The following is a 14,892-nucleotide window of genomic DNA, read 5'->3' on the forward strand; positions in this document are numbered from 1 at the left end:
CCCGGTCTGGGATGACCGGGCCAGCATATTGATGAAAGCGCATCCCGAAAAGTGTGAAACGGCTTTCGGACAAAGATGCGCGTACAAACAAATGATTAGAGCGCCGATCTGATCCAATCAGATTGATACGCGCTCTAAAGCGCTTCATCAAACACGTTTAACGATGCGCAGAATAATCAAAAGTATGGCCGCACCAATAAATGCGTTCACGATTGCAGCGATAATACCACCACCAACCGAAAAGCCGAGACGCGGCAACAGCCAACCTGCAAAAAAAGCGCCGATCACACCGACGATGATATTACCGATAAGGCCGAAACCGCCACCCTGCACGATCTTGCCTGCAAGCCAACCGGCAACAAGACCAACGAAAAGAAATACGAGAAGACTCATACCGTCCATAAGCAACTCTCCCTCTCACAACGCGTCCCCGACGCATCTGAGATCAGTTGACAATGAGTCGGCCTAGGAGGCAAGTGGCCTTGGTTTTTACGGTGCCAGATGCCGGAAAGCGCTCACGACTTCTTCGTAAACCTTACGCTTAAAAGGCACGATCAGATCGGGAAGTTCCTGCATCGGCTTCCACGCCCATTCTTCAAATTCCGCCGTATGACCTCCGGGCGGCGGGTTGATTGCGATTTCGTCCTCGTCTCCTTCAAAGCGATAGGCAAACCATTTTTGCGTCTGACCGCGATATTTGCCCTTAAGCGCCTGACCGACCAGATGTGGCGGCAGATCGTAATTGATCCAGTTGGGGGCTTCTTCAAGCAGCGACACCGACTTCATGCCGGTTTCCTCGTAGAGCTCACGCAAGGATGCGACTGCGGGGTCTTCGCCCTTGTCGATACCGCCCTGCGGCATCTGCCAGAGCTGCGTCGCCCCATCCATCTCGTCACCCGGAATGACAATACGCCGCCCGGCCCATACCAGACCGGCCTTGTTAAGCACCATCAAGCCGACACAGCGTCGGTAAGGCAGGCTTTCAGGATCGACCAGACCTTTACGCTTTGACATCCTATTCTCCGTATAATCTGAGCATTTCCAGCAAAAGTGCAAAACGGTTTTGCGTGGGATAATGCTAAAAATGGATAGAGCACTTCTCCCAATTCAATCAATATCGGAAACGCTCTATTTCAAACCATAGATATGCGACAAAAACAAAACGCGGAAGTCGTAACTCCCGCGTTAATTGTCTTATTCAAGCTTGCTTGCTGATCAGTTCAGAACAGCTTTTTTCGGGTCTGGCGGGAACGCAGCATTGGCCACTTCACCGCGCAGAAGCTTCAGTGCTTCATTCAGCTGAACGTCATCCTTGGCTTCAAGCGGAACATAGGCTGCGGAACCCGAGCCCTGATCGTCTTCGGCATTGCCCTTGATATGGCCCTTAAGCTCAGACTCACCGCGCACCACATCTTCGCCCAGCATTTCTGGCGGCAATGGCTGTTCGACCTTGATGTCAGGCGTAATGCCCTTGCCCTGAATAGACTTGCCGGACGGCGTGTAATAGAGCGCTGTCGTCAAACGCAGCGATCCATTTTCACCAAGCGGAATGATCGTCTGCACAGAACCCTTACCGAAAGACTGCGTGCCAAGCACGGTTGCACGGCGATGATCCTGCAATGCACCGGCAACGATTTCCGACGCACTGGCCGAACCGCCATTGATCAGCACGATCACCGGCTTGCCATCGACAAGGTCACCCTTGCGTGCGTCAAAGCGGGTTACATCCTGCGGGTCACGGCCACGGGTCGAGACGATTTCGCCCTTGTCAAGGAACGTATCTGAAACAGCGACCGCCTGGTCAAGCAGACCACCCGGATTGAGGCGAAGGTCAAGCACATAGCCCTTAAGCTTATCGCCCGGAAGCTTTTCCTGAATGTCCTTGATCGCCTTCTTAAGATCTTCCGAAGTCTGTTCAGTGAAGGAGATCACACGCAGATAGCCGACATCATTCTCGACGCGCGAACGAACCGCCTTAACCTTGATGACAGCGCGATCAATCTTAAGCACGATTGGCTTGTCAGCGCCCTGACGAATAAGGGTGAGTTCGATCGGCGAGCCGACTTCACCGCGCATCTTTTCAACGGCATCGGCGAGACTAAGGCCGCGAACTTCCTGACCGTCGATCTTGCTGATCAAATCGCCTGCAAGAACACCGGCCTTCGAGGCTGGCGTATCATCAATTGGCGCAATGACCTTCACAAGATCGTTGTCCATCGTTACTTCAATGCCAAGACCGCCAAACTCGCCCTTGGTCTGCACGCGCATATCTTGCGCGGCTTCCGGGTTGAGATAGGAGGAATGCGGATCAAGCGACGTCAACATGCCGTTGATCGCGCTTTCGGTCAGCTTCTTGTCATCAGGCGGCGTCACATATTGCTGACGCACACGCTCGAAAATATCACCGAAGAGAGCCAGGTCCTTATAGACATCGCTGTCTTTACCCGCTGCCGCAAAGGCCGTGGAAGCAGGTGCGCCCTGAACCATCACCATGGCTGACGCCCCCATAAGGGCTCCGGCGAACAGCAGCGACAGTTTACGTATCATTTTGTGTCCTTCCAGAAAGCCGCTCGGACCACCATGGGGCCGGATCAACGGGTTTTCCATCTTTTCGAAACTCAATGTAAAGCAATGGCGCACCATTGCCCACCTCTATAGGCGCAAGACTTGCGAGAAGTTTTTCGCCCATTGCACCCACCGGCTCTCCGCCAAGCACAAACTGACCTTGTGCTACGTCGATTCGACCCATGCCTGCCATCACGATATGATAGCCATTGCCAGCATCAAGGATCAAGAGTTGTCCATAAGATCTGAATATACCTGCGTAGAGTACAACGCCATCGGAAGGTGACGTAATCGTGGCAGCGGGCAAGGTTTCGATCACCTGCCCCATCATGTTGCCACCAACGCCGTCTTTTTCAGCAAAATGGCGGATTGTCTTGCCCGCAGCAGGCAATGCAAGCCGTCCTTGCAGCGACGCAAAATCAAGCTGCGACTGCAAACGGTTCACGTCTGGCGTTGCTTCTCCAGCCTTTTCCTGTGCTTTTGCAAGCCGTTCAGCCTCTGCGTGACGTGCAGCATCGGCTGCATCGCGCACGCCTGCCATCTGCTTATCAAGCCCGTCGATCAGCTCTTTGAGACTGCCGGCTTTCGCTGCCAGTTCTTGTGAACGCATGCGTTGCGCTTCGATTTCCTGCTCGGATTGAGATTGCAGTTTCTTCTTTTCTTCAAGAAGAAGTGATTGACGCTTTTGTTCTTCGGCCTGTGCTGTGCGCGTCTCTTTCAGCTTTTCCTGCTCCTGCGTGATGGAGGCAGTAACGCGCTGCATGTCGTGAAGATCGCTGGTCAGCTCTTCCACCTGCTCGCGCATTTCCGGCACGACCGCCCCCAGAAGCACTGCACTGCGCACAGATGCCAGCGCATCATCAGGCCGTACGAGGATCGCAGGCGGCGGGTTCAACCCCATGCGCTGGAGCGCTGCCAGAACTTCGGCCAGAACACCGCGACGCGCGCGCAGCGAACTCCGAATGCCGTCTTCCTGTTCCCGAAGGGATTCAAGCTTGTCGGCACTCTCGGCAATATCCTGCTGCAATTTCTTGTCCGTCTTGGCGGACTGTATCAATGCAGCCGTAATCGTCGTTTGATCTTTCTTGAGGTTTGCCACCTCACCTTCAAGCTGTTTGAGCTTGTCGCCGGTAACCGACAACTCGGTGGTTAGCTGCTCATATTCACTTGCAGCCTGTTCGCGCTGCTGCTGAAGCACTTCCTGCGCAAAAGCCTGCTGACCTGAAACCAGAAAACTGGCCGCAACAAAGCCAACCCGCAAAAAAGCAGGGAGATTGGGCGTTGTGAAAGGGCGAACAGAATTCATGGTGCGCTATATCAGGAAGAAACAAGGCCAAAACTAGCCGCAGAGCATTAAGGAATTGTTAGCCATAGTGACACTGTCAGGAATTTTCGGCCAAGGCTGGATATGTGACAAATCTCTCTGTAAGGAAAACAAGGCAACGGGGGCTAAATTAATGACACCAGAACTTTGCGCAATTGCTTCCGACTGGCGTCAGGGACGCAGCTACGTTCACACTTATATATGCGAAAAAATCGCAGCCTCCGCAGTGCCTGATCAAAAAGCTATTCTGTCTGCACTCGAAGAGCTTGGGCTTGAAGTCGTGGCGCAAGTTGCAAATGGTGTGAGCGTTCTCAATCCGCAGACCGGTAATCGCTTTACGCTCAAGGGCGCGATCTACCAGCGGAACTGGACTTATTAGCCAAAATCGTTAGGGCGCTAAATCAGGATAGGCCCTCACATATTCCTGCATCTCGCGGCGATAGTGCCAGACTGCACGCGCACGCCGCTTCCAAAGATCGCGACGCGGGTTTTTCCATGGCTTTTCTGCGCCGTGGAAGTGAATGATAATATCAGGGACAGGCTTTCGTTCCTCAACCTCACCGCCAAGCCGGGCTATATGTCGGCGCTGCCTGCCGGACTGTCTCCATGACGAATTATAAGCCGGGTTAAGCAAATGAACTCGACCGCGAAACACATTGTTGAGATGGTCCTGATCACCCAACGGGCAAGCAGATGCACGAACAAGATCATGCATGGCCTGATGCAGTTCCGGCTCTGCCCGTATAGCATCCGTATCGAGCAGCAGAACACCGGAATTAAAATAGCGAGATATATCGCTTTGCGCCATCAGCCCTTGCAGCTCACGGACACGGGACATGGATTTCTCGCGGACTTTCAGACTACGTACCGACCACTTTGCCACCACACAATCTCGCACCGCACCAATCGGACAACTATTGAGATCAAGTGAGAAAAGCGGTGCGACGTCGCCGACCACCTGCGTATCGCCATCGATATAAAGAACACGCCCCGAAATGTGGGTAGGAATATGCAGCCGCCCCATGGACGCCGCTGAAATATGTTCGGTCGGGCCTTTTGCACCATCGAGATCATCAGCGCTGAGCATGAGACAACGTAAACTTACGGAAGGGTTTGTCATCGCAACGCGCTTGACGGCTTCCCAATCCTGATCACTCAGCCCATCGCCCCAGAAATGAATAATCCCCGGCACCGACAGGTGACGTAACACGCCCCACATCGCGACAAGGGTTGGTTTCAAAAAACCGCGATCTGTCACGAAAGCGATTTGGGGTGGATTCTCAGTAGGATTTATGTCCGTCATGAATTTCTAAAGGCGACAAACGAGGCAGTTACGAGATCAGGCCAAAGCGCGGCCTGATGCACCACCTATTGAAAAAACATGATAAGACTAGGACCGATGATACGGGTGGCCTGCAAGAATTGTTGCGGCCCGATATAATTGCTCAGCAATCAAAATACGTGCGATCTGATGCGGCCATGTGAGTTCACCCAGCGCCAGAACCAGATCGGCACGCGAGCGCAAAGCTGGATCGTGCCCGTCTGGTCCGCCAATCGCGACAATCAACTGCCGCTTGCCGTCATCGCGCATACGGCCAATGCGCTCGGCAAATTTTTCTGAGCCAAGCGCCTTGCCGCGCTCATCCATAAGAATAAGCGCTGCTCCATGATCGAGAGCCTCGTGAATGCGCTGCGCTTCCTCAGCCTTACGCAATTCCACCGTCTGTCCACGGCTTTCGGGTATCTCATTCACACCCGCAAATTCGAGCCCCAATGGTGGCCCGGCCTTGGAAAAGCGGTCAAAATAACGCTCGACCAACTCCCGCTCGGGGCCGGCTTTCATCCGGCCCACGGCAAATACACTCACACGCATCACGTCCTCTTTACGACTTGATCAGTGCACCGTTCCCGATGCGCGCTGATCTTCAATATCGTCGTTGATCCAGATCTTTTCCAGATTGTAGAAATCACGGATTTCCGGACGGAAGATGTGGACGACAATATCGCCTGTATCGATGAGAACCCAATCACCGCCCTCAAGTCCTTCGACATGAATATCTTTGCAGCCCATTTCACGAAGAGCCTGTAAAAGATGATCAGCGACAGCCGCCACATGGCGATGCGAACGACCAGAGGCGACGATCATAAAATCGCCGATCGAAGATCTTCCGCGAATGTCGATGGGGATGATGGATTCTGCTTTGGAGTTTTCGAGACTGGCCAAAGCCGCGTCGAAGGTCTGGGACACGAAAGCTGTTTCGTTCATCCCGACCGGTGAAGGCGCGTGGTGAGCCTTCTTCTCAAGTGCTGTTCTCAGTGTATTTCCTTTCAACAAGAACAACGAAGTACGGCAGTGATAAGCACCGTACATACGTAAGATAGGCAGAGTCCCTGCATTCTTTCAAGAGTTTTGGCTTGATGAACCTGTTCACTTTTTCGATTTTTGTTTACGCAGCGCGCTTGAAGACAATGTCGAGCGCGGCCCATGGATAAAGGTCCATGCTGGCGGCGCGCGACGCGCAAGCAATGGCGCATAGTGCTCATCGACGCGACTGGACGAAAAGGTCTGCGCCATCCGTGACGACAAATAGGCAAGCGTTGAGCCCGGACGGTCAATCACAGCGATAGGGAAATTTTGCGCAATTTCACGCCAACGCTGCCAGCGATGAAACGATGCGAGATTATCCGCGCCCATCACCCAGATAAAATGCACGCCGGGATTGGCTTTCTGGATCAGTGCCAAAGTATCGGCTGTATAGCGCACATTGAATGCCGCCTCCAGCGCGCTCACCTTAATGCGCGGATCACTTGCCACGTCGTCGCTAAGCTTAAGCCGTTCGGAAAGCGCTGCCAGTTCCCGACTGTCTTTCAACGGATTGCCGGGTGAGACCATCCACCATAGCTGATCCAGTTTCAGCCGCCTTATCGCAATTTCTGCGACCAGTTCATGTCCACCATGCGGCGGATTGAACGAGCCACCGAACAGGCCAACCGTCATACCCTTTTCGACATGTGGCATGCGCAGATAATGCGCATCAACGTCTGGGTATCTGGCTTTTAAAGCGTGCAGGCCAAAGCCGAATTTCATCCGCCCCGAACCTGACCATTGCCATGAACACGATATTTAAATGAGGTTAGCTGTTCGACACCGACCGGACCACGCGCGTGCATTTTTCCGGTAGCAATGCCGATTTCCGCGCCCATGCCAAACTCGCCACCATCCGCAAATTGCGTCGACGCATTGTGCAAAAGAATGGCCGAGTCGATCTCGTTGAAGAAACGGGCGACAACCTCTGCATCCTCAGTGATAACCGCTTCGGTGTGATGCGATGAATATTGCCCGATATGCGCAATTGCATCTGAGACGCCATCAACCAGTTTCACGGAAATAATCGCATCAAGGTATTCGGTCGACCAATCTTGTTCTGTCGCTGGTTTTCCATCTGCATAAAGTTCGAGCACCTCATCGCTAGCGCGAATTTCACAGCCCTTAGCAGCTAGATCTTGCAAAATCGGCACTAGATGAGTGCTGGCCACTCCACGGTCTACCAGCAGCGTTTCAGCAGAACCGCAAATTCCAGTGCGACGCATTTTGGAGTTGAGCGCAATCGCCCGCGCCATATCAAGATCAGCAGACTTATCGATATAGAGATGGCAGATGCCTTCCAAATGCGCGAAGACCGGTACACGTGCTTCCGACTGCACCCGCGCAACAAGGCTTTTGCCGCCGCGTGGTACGATCACATCAATCGCACCATTCAGACCTTTGAGCATTTCGCCAACCGCTGCACGATCTGTCACCGGTACAATCTGGATGGCATCCGCAGGCAGTCCGCCCGCTTCAAGCCCGCTCACAAGCGCCTTGTGGATTGCCGCCGATGAATGCGCAGAATCCGAACCGCCACGCAGGATCACTGCATTGCCAGCCTTAAGGCACAAGGCACCCGCATCTGCCGTCACATTGGGGCGGCTTTCATAAATCACGCCAATCACGCCAAGCGGCGTGCGAACACGCTCAATATGCAAACCATTAGGACGATCCCATTCGGCAATGACTTCGCCCACAGGATCAGGCAAAGCCGCGATGGCACGGATACCATCGGCAATTGCCTGAATACGGCTGTCATCAAGCTTTAGACGGTCGACGAAAGAAGCAGCCATTCCGCTTTGGGCGGCATTGGCAAGATCGAGCTTGTTGGCTGCAAGAATGTCATCGCGACTTGCAAGTACAGCATCGGCGCTGGCGAGAAGCGCTTTGTTCTTCTGATCTTCGCTTGCTATGGAAAGAGGGGTTGCTGCAGCTTTGGCCTTGCGACCTACCTCTGCCATGATGGTTGCAATGTCTTTCCCGGCATCCACGTATGTCAGCATCCTCTCCCCCCTTAAACTTCTTCAGTCTTCAGCGCATTCACGCCGCGCACCACAAGATCATTGCGATGGATCATGGCGCTGCGCGCATCATAACCAAGAATGGCACTGATCTCATCGCTTTTATGCCCGGCAATCTTGCGCGCATCATCCGCATCATAAGCAATCAGACCGCGTGCGATTTCACGACCATCCTCATTCAAGACAGCAACCGTGTCACCGCGCTCGAACTGACCTTCGATTTCCTTCAAACCGGCAGGCAACAGCGACTTGCCAGATTTCAGTGCCTTGGCAGCTCCCGCGTCAACTGTCAAACGGCCAGCGGGTTCTAGATTGCCGGAAATCCATGTTTTCCAGGCGTTGACCGGCGCGTTAGAAGGCTCGAACAAAGTCGCACGTTCGCCGCGATCGATCGCGGAAAGCGGTGCCATACGCGTGCCAGAGGTAATGATCATCGCCGTACCGGCTGCATTGGCAATCTTGCCTGCATCAAGCTTGGTCTTCATGCCACCGCGCGACAGCTCTGATGCAGCAGCACCCGCCATGGCTTCTATCTGCGGAGTAATGGATGCAACAAGCGGGATGAACTGCGCGTTCGGGTCTTTATGTGGCGGCGCCGTATAAAGCCCGTCAATGTCCGACAAAAGAATGAGAAGATCAGCGCCCATCATGGTGGCAACACGCGCTGCCAGACGATCATTATCGCCATAGCGGATTTCGGTTGTTGCGACCGTATCATTCTCGTTGATGATCGGCACTGCGCCAAGCTTCAACAGCGTTTCGATGGTCGCACGCGCATTGAGATAACGGCGGCGCTCTTCTGTGTCCGACAGGGTCAGTAGAATCTGGCCCGACTTCACGCCATGGCCGCCAAGCACATCGGCATATGCTTTGGCCAATGCGATCTGACCAGCCGCCGCAGCAGCCTGACTTTCCTCAAGCTTCAAAGATTTTTTCGGCAGACCTAAAACCGTGCGTCCCAACGCAATAGCACCGGAGGAAACAACCAGCACTTCAACACCCGCACGCGAAAGGTTGGCGATGTCCTGCCCAAGGCTTTCAAGCCAGCTCTGTTTGAGGCCAGTTGCACGATCCACGAGAAGCGCAGACCCAATTTTAATAACGATGCGGCGATAGTCTTTGAGTTGTTTCAGCATGTATTGAGTTCCTGCGCCGCATCTTCACCTGTTATTCTTCTTCGACAGCGCCTGCTTCCGCTGCACGGCTTTGATCAATAACGGCTGCAAGCTGACGCAACGTGTCGTTCAGACCTTCATGACTGACAGCAGACAGCAGCAGAGGATCACGTCCGCAAGCCTTTTTCAGCGCTTTTATCTTGGCTTTGCGTGCCTCGGGATCAAGCGTATCGATCTGCGAGAGCGCTACGATTTCCGTCTTTTCAGCTAGGCCATGCTCATAGGCTTCAAGCTCTCCACGAATGACGGTGTAAGCCTTCGCCACATCTTCTTCCTGCGCCGACACCAGATGCAGCAGCACACGCGTACGCTCAACATGCCCAAGGAAACGGTCACCAAGTCCGATTCCTTCGCTGGCACCCTCGATCAAACCCGGAATATCGGCGATTACAAATTCACGCGCATCGACGCGCGCCACACCAAGGTTCGGATGCAGCGTGGTGAAGGGATAATCGGCAATCTTTGGCTTAGCAGCTGTCACGCTGGCAAGAAATGTGGACTTGCCAGCATTTGGCAATCCAACCAGACCCGCATCAGCAATCAGTTTCAGTCGCAGCCGAATGATGCGTTCGATACCTTCTTGTCCAGGATTGGCACGACGGGGGGCACGGTTTCTGGACGTGGTGAAATGCAGATTGCCAAAACCACCATTGCCACCCTTGGCCAAACGATAGCGCTGGCCGACTTCAGTGATGTCGCAGATCAGCGTCTCATCATCATCTTCAAAAATCTGCGTGCCGACCGGCACTTTAAGAATGACGTCATCACCCTTGCCGCCGGTCATATTGCGGCCCATGCCATGCATACCGGTTTTGGCGCGGAAATGCTGCTGATAGCGATAATCAATCAGGGTGTTGAGACCATTAACGGCTTCTACCCAGACATCGCCGCCTCGGCCGCCATCGCCACCATCAGGACCGCCGAATTCAAGAAACTTCTCGCGGCGAAACGATACAGCCCCCGCTCCGCCATTGCCGGAGCAGATATAGATCTTGGCCTGATCGAGAAATTTCATTGAACTTACCTCTTGTGACGCAACTTGCGCCTTAAACTTTGGAACCGCGCCAAATCCAGCGCAATTCGCATTGCAATTACAGCAAAACCGTTGTCCTGCAAACAGCAGAAACATAAGGTTTTCAGCCTAAAACGAGATTCCATGCCGGATCGCTGAAATCGATATAGAGAAGTTCCTGATCAAGATACTGCCCTTGAACGAAAAGCGACTTCACTTCCACGCCATAAGTCTTGAAACCAAGCGCATGATAAATCCGCTTGGCAGGATCATTGGAAGCAACGACTTTCGCATCCAGTATCACAACATGCGCCGCCGCATGTTCAATCACTTCCTGAACGAGCGCCTTGCCGAGGTTAAAGCCGCGCGCTTCCGGTGTTACATAAACACTGACCAAGGTGCCCCGGTGCCGTTCGGATTTGCGTTCATGCCGGTGATGGCCTGCAATACCCAGCAGGTTCTCGCCATCAAAGGCACCAAAAATCACATTGCCGTTTACCTGTTCCAGACGTCGCGCAAAAACACTGTCGGAATATGCATTTTCTTCCTCAAAACTTGATCCGAACGCCTGCGGCGCAAGCTGCAGAGCCGAAAGCCTGATTGCGCGAAAACGATGCAGATCACCCTTGTCGAGCGCGCGCAACGTGATCCGGTCACGGTTGAGCGTATCAGTGTCAGTCATTTTATTCCCCATGATTAGCCCTGTGGCTATAACCACAGGGCCTCTTATTATATTTACGACTGCCAGCTTCTCAGGCCGATCCATGTCCGGCGATCCAGGACATAGCGTTCAACCGGAACATTGCCGACCGCAAGCGAATCCGCCATGCCCATGCTGCTGAACTGGAAACCGCATTTATGGATGACACGGCGCGAGCCGTCATTGCTGACGCGGCACGAGACATGCAGCCTCTCAATAGGTGTTGCACGAAAAGCCAGATCAATCAGCGCATGCGCGCCTTCGGTGGCAAAGCCGTGCCCCCAATAGGGTTCGCCCAGCCAGTAGCCGATCTCCAGTCCGTCACCGTGTTTATGCGCATGAATGCCGCAACAGCCCATAAATATGCCGGTTTCGGCTTGGGTGATGGCGTATATGCAATTGCCCATCTCGCCTTTTCGCACGCGCTCGACAAACTCCACGGCATTTTCGCGGGTGTATGGGTGTGGCATACGGGCGAGCATAGCGGAGACGCGAGTGTTATTGGCAAGATAGGAAATTGCATCCACGTCTTCGGTATGCGGCGGGCGAAGCACCAGCCGTTCGGTGACGAGAACGGGGCAATCTAAACCGGGCGAGAGATCAGCATAACTGGCCTCCCGCTCACTACAGCTCTCGTAAGAATCTTCTTCTAAAACGTCTATGACCATTGGTCTGTCCTCCAGATGAAAAAAGGGAAGATGGTTGTCCCATCTTCCCTTCGATCTTCTGGCAGGTCGCCATATGTACCGGGTCCATGGGACGCCGGTACTTTATAGAGGTCCGGCTTACTCTGCTGCTTCCGCGATCGGGTTAACCGACACGTAGGTACGGCCGTTGGCTTTCTTACGGAAAGCAACAGAACCTTCTACGGTTGCAAAAATAGTATGGTCTTTTCCGAGGCCAACATTGGCGCCCGGATGCCACTTGGTGCCGCGCTGACGCACGATGATGTTGCCAGAAACAACAGCTTCGCCACCAAACTTCTTCACGCCAAGGCGCTTCGACTCTGAATCGCGACCGTTACGCGACGAACCACCAGCTTTTTTGTGTGCCATTGGATTTCTCCTTTATCTCTTCTACTTACTCAGCCGACTCGGCCTTGGCTGCAGCCTTCTTAGGCGCTGCCTTCTTTGGCTTTGCGGCTTCGCCTTGAGCGGCGTCTGCCTTCGGAGCGGACTTCTTGGCTTCTGCCTTCTTGGAAGGCTTCGCACCATCGGTGAGGATCTCCGAGATACGGATGGTCGTCAGTTCCTGACGATGACCGCGGGTACGCTTGGAGTTCTGACGACGACGCTTCTTGAACGCGATAACCTTGCGAGCACGACCCTGTTCAACGACTTCTGCCGTTACCAGAGCGCCTGCAACAACTGGCGCACCAATGGTCGAACCAACCATCAGAACTTCTGCAAATTCTACGATGTCACCGGCTTCACCAGCAACTTTTTCGACCTTGATCAGGTCATTTGCGGCAACGCGGTACTGCTTGCCACCAGTCTTAATGACTGCGAACATTTGTTTTCCTTTCGGGTCGTTCGGTCCAGCTCTCATACCCTTTAACGCAAGCGCCCTGGGCACGGGCCGTCTTTTTATCAGTCGGTTGATTTGGAGGCCGCCTGGCCTCCTGATCAGAGCCCGGAAAACCGAAAATCTCCAATCAAAACAATAGACGCGGAATGGTCCACGCATAAAGTCAGGTGCTTATAGGTATGAGGCAGCGGAAAAGTCAAGAATTTTCGTGCCGGAATGCAAATTAGCTCTTGTCTAATTCTGCTTAGCCCGTTATTGAGCCGCTACACACTTAGCATTCGCTTTAGATGCTTACAAACGGTACGATTTTTTGATCGTTTTTACCGTAGTGCACCATGCGGAGAGGTGGCTGAGTGGTCGAAAGTACCGCACTCGAAATGCGGCGTGGGGGTAACTCCACCGTGGGTTCGAATCCCACCCTCTCCGCCATTTTAATCTGTTAAATCAAATACTTACAAGAAATTCGACTTACTCGTTGGGATATCCCTGCGCGGATCAGCGTTTGTCTCCAATCAAGGGCCACGCTCAAGGCACACTCTTCCTCTTGGACTTCTCGTTACTATGTGATCTAAACGCTTGCTATTGTATGGCGTGCGTGGGGACCAATGCCGATCGAGATCAATGAAGTGCTGAGGCGTTCTGAGCAGGGGGCAACCGAGCCTTACATCTGCCGTGGCTCGGATGGAAAACTCTATTTTGTTAAGGGAAAAGGGGCCGGTTACGACTCACTAGTTAAAGAGTGGGTTGCGGGCCAACTTGCTTTACGCCTCGGTTTGCCTGTTCCGCGTTTTTGTATCGTCACAGTTCCGCAGGAGCTGTATGAAGCTGGCCGTATTGGAGCCTTGCGGGACCTTGGATTCGGTTTACTTTTCGGCTCCGAGAATGTCGAGAGCGCTAATGAAATGTCTTTCGTCAACATCCATCAGGCTCCGGCAGAGTTGAAACTCGAGATCGCTGCGTTCGATTGGTGGATTCAAAACGGAGACCGCACGCTGACCGACTCAGGCGGAAATCCTAATCTCCTTTGGTCGGAGACAACACACCGACTTGTTGTAATCGATCATAATTTGGCCTTCGACGAAGAAGTAACGCTTCATTCACAACTTCAAAGCCATATATTTCGTAGTTCACTGTTTGAAATTTGCGACCACAAGGATCTGCAGGACCGTCATAATGCAAGGTTTGAAGAAGCTTTGATAGATTTACCCCAGATCCTTGGTGACATCCCAGAGCGGTGGCACTATGTAGACGACGCATGCACGGTCGATATTAACTTGTCGCTAGACCGTATTGAGAGCACACTGAAGCGACATCGGAAGCCAGCGTTTTGGGAACGAACATGAGAAAGCATGCTGTAAGCTATGCGATAATCCGTTTCCAGCCACACATCGAAACGGAAGAATTCGCTAACATCGGTATAGTGCTCGTCGCGCCGAGAATGGGCTATCTGGACTTTAGAATAGAGACTAGACGCCTTAGCAGGCTGACAAGCTTCTTCGATAGCGTTGAGGCAGCGACTATTCGCGGCGTCCTAAAGAGCTACTATGTAGAACTTAAGCGGATAAGAGATCTCGCCGGTCATACAGGGAGCGGGCAAGGTCGCTTTGAGTTCGAGCCAAGCGACAACGCCGAGCATCTTTTTCATGCGCTGACAAAGGATCGCGAAGGGGTGATCCGATTCAGCGACGTCCGTTTTGCGATAACTGAAAATCCTACAGCTAAGCTCGACGAGCTATTCAACTATTATGTCAGAAGGACTTTTGCTGGCTCTATTTATCGTGAAGGTTTATTGGAAAAGCACGTCCGAGGAATTCTGAAACTGCAAGACATTGGTCGCCATTTCAAGCCTATGGCGTTCTCAGATGGAGTTTACTCAGCGAAATTCCCGTTTGTGGAAATTGTCCAAAATACGCCTCTTAGGGTTTTGAAGCCTATTTATCTCGGCCAGGATGAACCAACACGTATTCTTGACCACGGTAATAAATGGCTGTTCACCATTAATCGATTGAAGGACAAGCTCCCACCGGACGTGGTCGTTGCAGTCGAAGGGCCAAAAGATTCCTCAAAACGTAAACAGGCCTTCTTGGAAGCGATAGAACTGTTTCGCGAGAGCGATATCAAGGTGGTAGATGCGCGAAATGATATCGAGCTGATCAACGCTATGGAACGATAGCCCCGTGTTGGGAATTTAGGTCCACAT

General features: G+C 53.0%; 18 protein-coding genes and 1 tRNA gene. 4 read left to right on the top strand and 15 right to left on the bottom strand.

What is annotated here, in order from left to right:
• Positions 1-147: 147 nt before the first annotated feature.
• The 4 genes from CEV31_RS03905 to CEV31_RS03920 all read right to left on the bottom strand — a co-directional run bounded on the left by CEV31_RS03905 (position 148) and on the right by CEV31_RS03920 (position 3,871).
• A complete protein-coding gene (locus CEV31_RS03905; protein ID WP_094505563.1) occupies positions 148-402 on the bottom strand; it encodes a GlsB/YeaQ/YmgE family stress response membrane protein in 255 nt (84 codons plus the stop codon).
• A gap of 87 nt (positions 403-489) precedes the next feature.
• Positions 490-1,014 (bottom strand): RNA pyrophosphohydrolase, encoded by a 525-nt coding sequence (locus CEV31_RS03910; RefSeq protein ID WP_094505564.1) that lies wholly within the window; start codon positions 1,012-1,014, stop codon positions 490-492.
• Between the two features lie 201 nt (positions 1,015-1,215).
• Positions 1,216-2,547, bottom strand: coding sequence for a S41 family peptidase (locus tag CEV31_RS03915; RefSeq protein ID WP_094505565.1), 1,332 nt, complete (start codon positions 2,545-2,547; stop codon positions 1,216-1,218).
• The gene (locus tag CEV31_RS03920; RefSeq protein ID WP_094505566.1) at positions 2,537-3,871 is read right to left on the bottom strand and encodes a murein hydrolase activator EnvC family protein; all 1,335 of its coding nucleotides are present in this window, start codon (positions 3,869-3,871) and stop codon (positions 2,537-2,539) included. The genes CEV31_RS03915 and CEV31_RS03920 overlap by 11 nt, the downstream gene beginning before the upstream one ends.
• A gap of 151 nt (positions 3,872-4,022) precedes the next feature.
• Between CEV31_RS03920 and CEV31_RS03925 the strand changes: the two genes are divergently transcribed.
• Positions 4,023-4,268 (top strand): hypothetical protein, encoded by a 246-nt coding sequence (locus CEV31_RS03925; protein ID WP_094505567.1) that lies wholly within the window; start codon positions 4,023-4,025, stop codon positions 4,266-4,268.
• A 9-nt stretch (positions 4,269-4,277) separates the two neighbouring features.
• Here CEV31_RS03925 and CEV31_RS03930 read toward each other — a convergent pair whose 3' ends face one another.
• The 11 genes from CEV31_RS03930 to rplU all read right to left on the bottom strand — a co-directional run bounded on the left by CEV31_RS03930 (position 4,278) and on the right by rplU (position 12,677).
• Positions 4,278-5,192, bottom strand: coding sequence for a glycosyltransferase family 8 protein (locus CEV31_RS03930; protein ID WP_210190876.1), 915 nt, complete (start codon positions 5,190-5,192; stop codon positions 4,278-4,280).
• Between the two features lie 87 nt (positions 5,193-5,279).
• The gene (gene rlmH / locus CEV31_RS03935; RefSeq protein ID WP_094505568.1) at positions 5,280-5,762 is read right to left on the bottom strand and encodes a 23S rRNA (pseudouridine(1915)-N(3))-methyltransferase RlmH; all 483 of its coding nucleotides are present in this window, start codon (positions 5,760-5,762) and stop codon (positions 5,280-5,282) included.
• Positions 5,763-5,783: 21 nt separating this feature from the next.
• Positions 5,784-6,155, bottom strand: coding sequence for a ribosome silencing factor (rsfS, locus tag CEV31_RS03940; RefSeq protein WP_094505569.1), 372 nt, complete (start codon positions 6,153-6,155; stop codon positions 5,784-5,786).
• 162 nt (positions 6,156-6,317) lie between these two features.
• The gene (locus CEV31_RS03945; RefSeq protein WP_094505570.1) at positions 6,318-6,977 is read right to left on the bottom strand and encodes a nicotinate-nucleotide adenylyltransferase; all 660 of its coding nucleotides are present in this window, start codon (positions 6,975-6,977) and stop codon (positions 6,318-6,320) included.
• Positions 6,974-8,260: a glutamate-5-semialdehyde dehydrogenase gene (locus CEV31_RS03950; RefSeq protein ID WP_094505571.1), complete on the bottom strand. Its 1,287-nt coding sequence runs from the start codon at positions 8,258-8,260 to the stop codon at positions 6,974-6,976. The genes CEV31_RS03945 and CEV31_RS03950 overlap by 4 nt, the downstream gene beginning before the upstream one ends.
• A gap of 11 nt (positions 8,261-8,271) precedes the next feature.
• On the bottom strand, positions 8,272-9,414 hold the full coding sequence (proB, locus tag CEV31_RS03955; RefSeq protein WP_094505572.1) for a glutamate 5-kinase: 1,143 nt from the start codon (positions 9,412-9,414) through the stop codon (positions 8,272-8,274).
• Positions 9,415-9,445: 31 nt separating this feature from the next.
• Positions 9,446-10,468, bottom strand: coding sequence for a GTPase ObgE (gene obgE, locus CEV31_RS03960; protein WP_094505573.1), 1,023 nt, complete (start codon positions 10,466-10,468; stop codon positions 9,446-9,448).
• A gap of 121 nt (positions 10,469-10,589) precedes the next feature.
• Positions 10,590-11,147 carry a GNAT family N-acetyltransferase gene (locus CEV31_RS03965; RefSeq protein WP_094505574.1) on the bottom strand — a complete coding sequence of 186 codons (558 nt, stop codon included), beginning with the start codon at positions 11,145-11,147 and terminating at the stop codon, positions 10,590-10,592.
• Between the two features lie 53 nt (positions 11,148-11,200).
• Positions 11,201-11,833: a GNAT family N-acetyltransferase gene (locus CEV31_RS03970; RefSeq protein WP_094505575.1), complete on the bottom strand. Its 633-nt coding sequence runs from the start codon at positions 11,831-11,833 to the stop codon at positions 11,201-11,203.
• 117 nt (positions 11,834-11,950) lie between these two features.
• Positions 11,951-12,220: a 50S ribosomal protein L27 gene (gene rpmA, locus CEV31_RS03975; protein ID WP_094505576.1), complete on the bottom strand. Its 270-nt coding sequence runs from the start codon at positions 12,218-12,220 to the stop codon at positions 11,951-11,953.
• Between the two features lie 25 nt (positions 12,221-12,245).
• The gene (gene rplU / locus CEV31_RS03980; protein WP_094505577.1) at positions 12,246-12,677 is read right to left on the bottom strand and encodes a 50S ribosomal protein L21; all 432 of its coding nucleotides are present in this window, start codon (positions 12,675-12,677) and stop codon (positions 12,246-12,248) included.
• Between the two features lie 354 nt (positions 12,678-13,031).
• On the opposite strand from rplU, the gene CEV31_RS03985 reads away from it, so the two are divergent.
• The 3 genes from CEV31_RS03985 to CEV31_RS03995 all read left to right on the top strand — a co-directional run bounded on the left by CEV31_RS03985 (position 13,032) and on the right by CEV31_RS03995 (position 14,865).
• Positions 13,032-13,121 (top strand) — tRNA-Ser (locus tag CEV31_RS03985).
• Positions 13,122-13,297: 176 nt separating this feature from the next.
• Positions 13,298-14,035 carry a HipA family kinase gene (locus CEV31_RS03990; protein ID WP_094505578.1) on the top strand — a complete coding sequence of 246 codons (738 nt, stop codon included), beginning with the start codon at positions 13,298-13,300 and terminating at the stop codon, positions 14,033-14,035.
• Positions 14,032-14,865, top strand: coding sequence for a DUF3037 domain-containing protein (locus CEV31_RS03995; RefSeq protein WP_094505579.1), 834 nt, complete (start codon positions 14,032-14,034; stop codon positions 14,863-14,865). The genes CEV31_RS03990 and CEV31_RS03995 overlap by 4 nt, the downstream gene beginning before the upstream one ends.
• Positions 14,866-14,892 lie beyond the last annotated feature (27 nt).

This window comes from Brucella thiophenivorans (assembly GCF_002252445.1).
GTDB lineage: Bacteria > Pseudomonadota > Alphaproteobacteria > Rhizobiales > Rhizobiaceae > Brucella > Brucella thiophenivorans.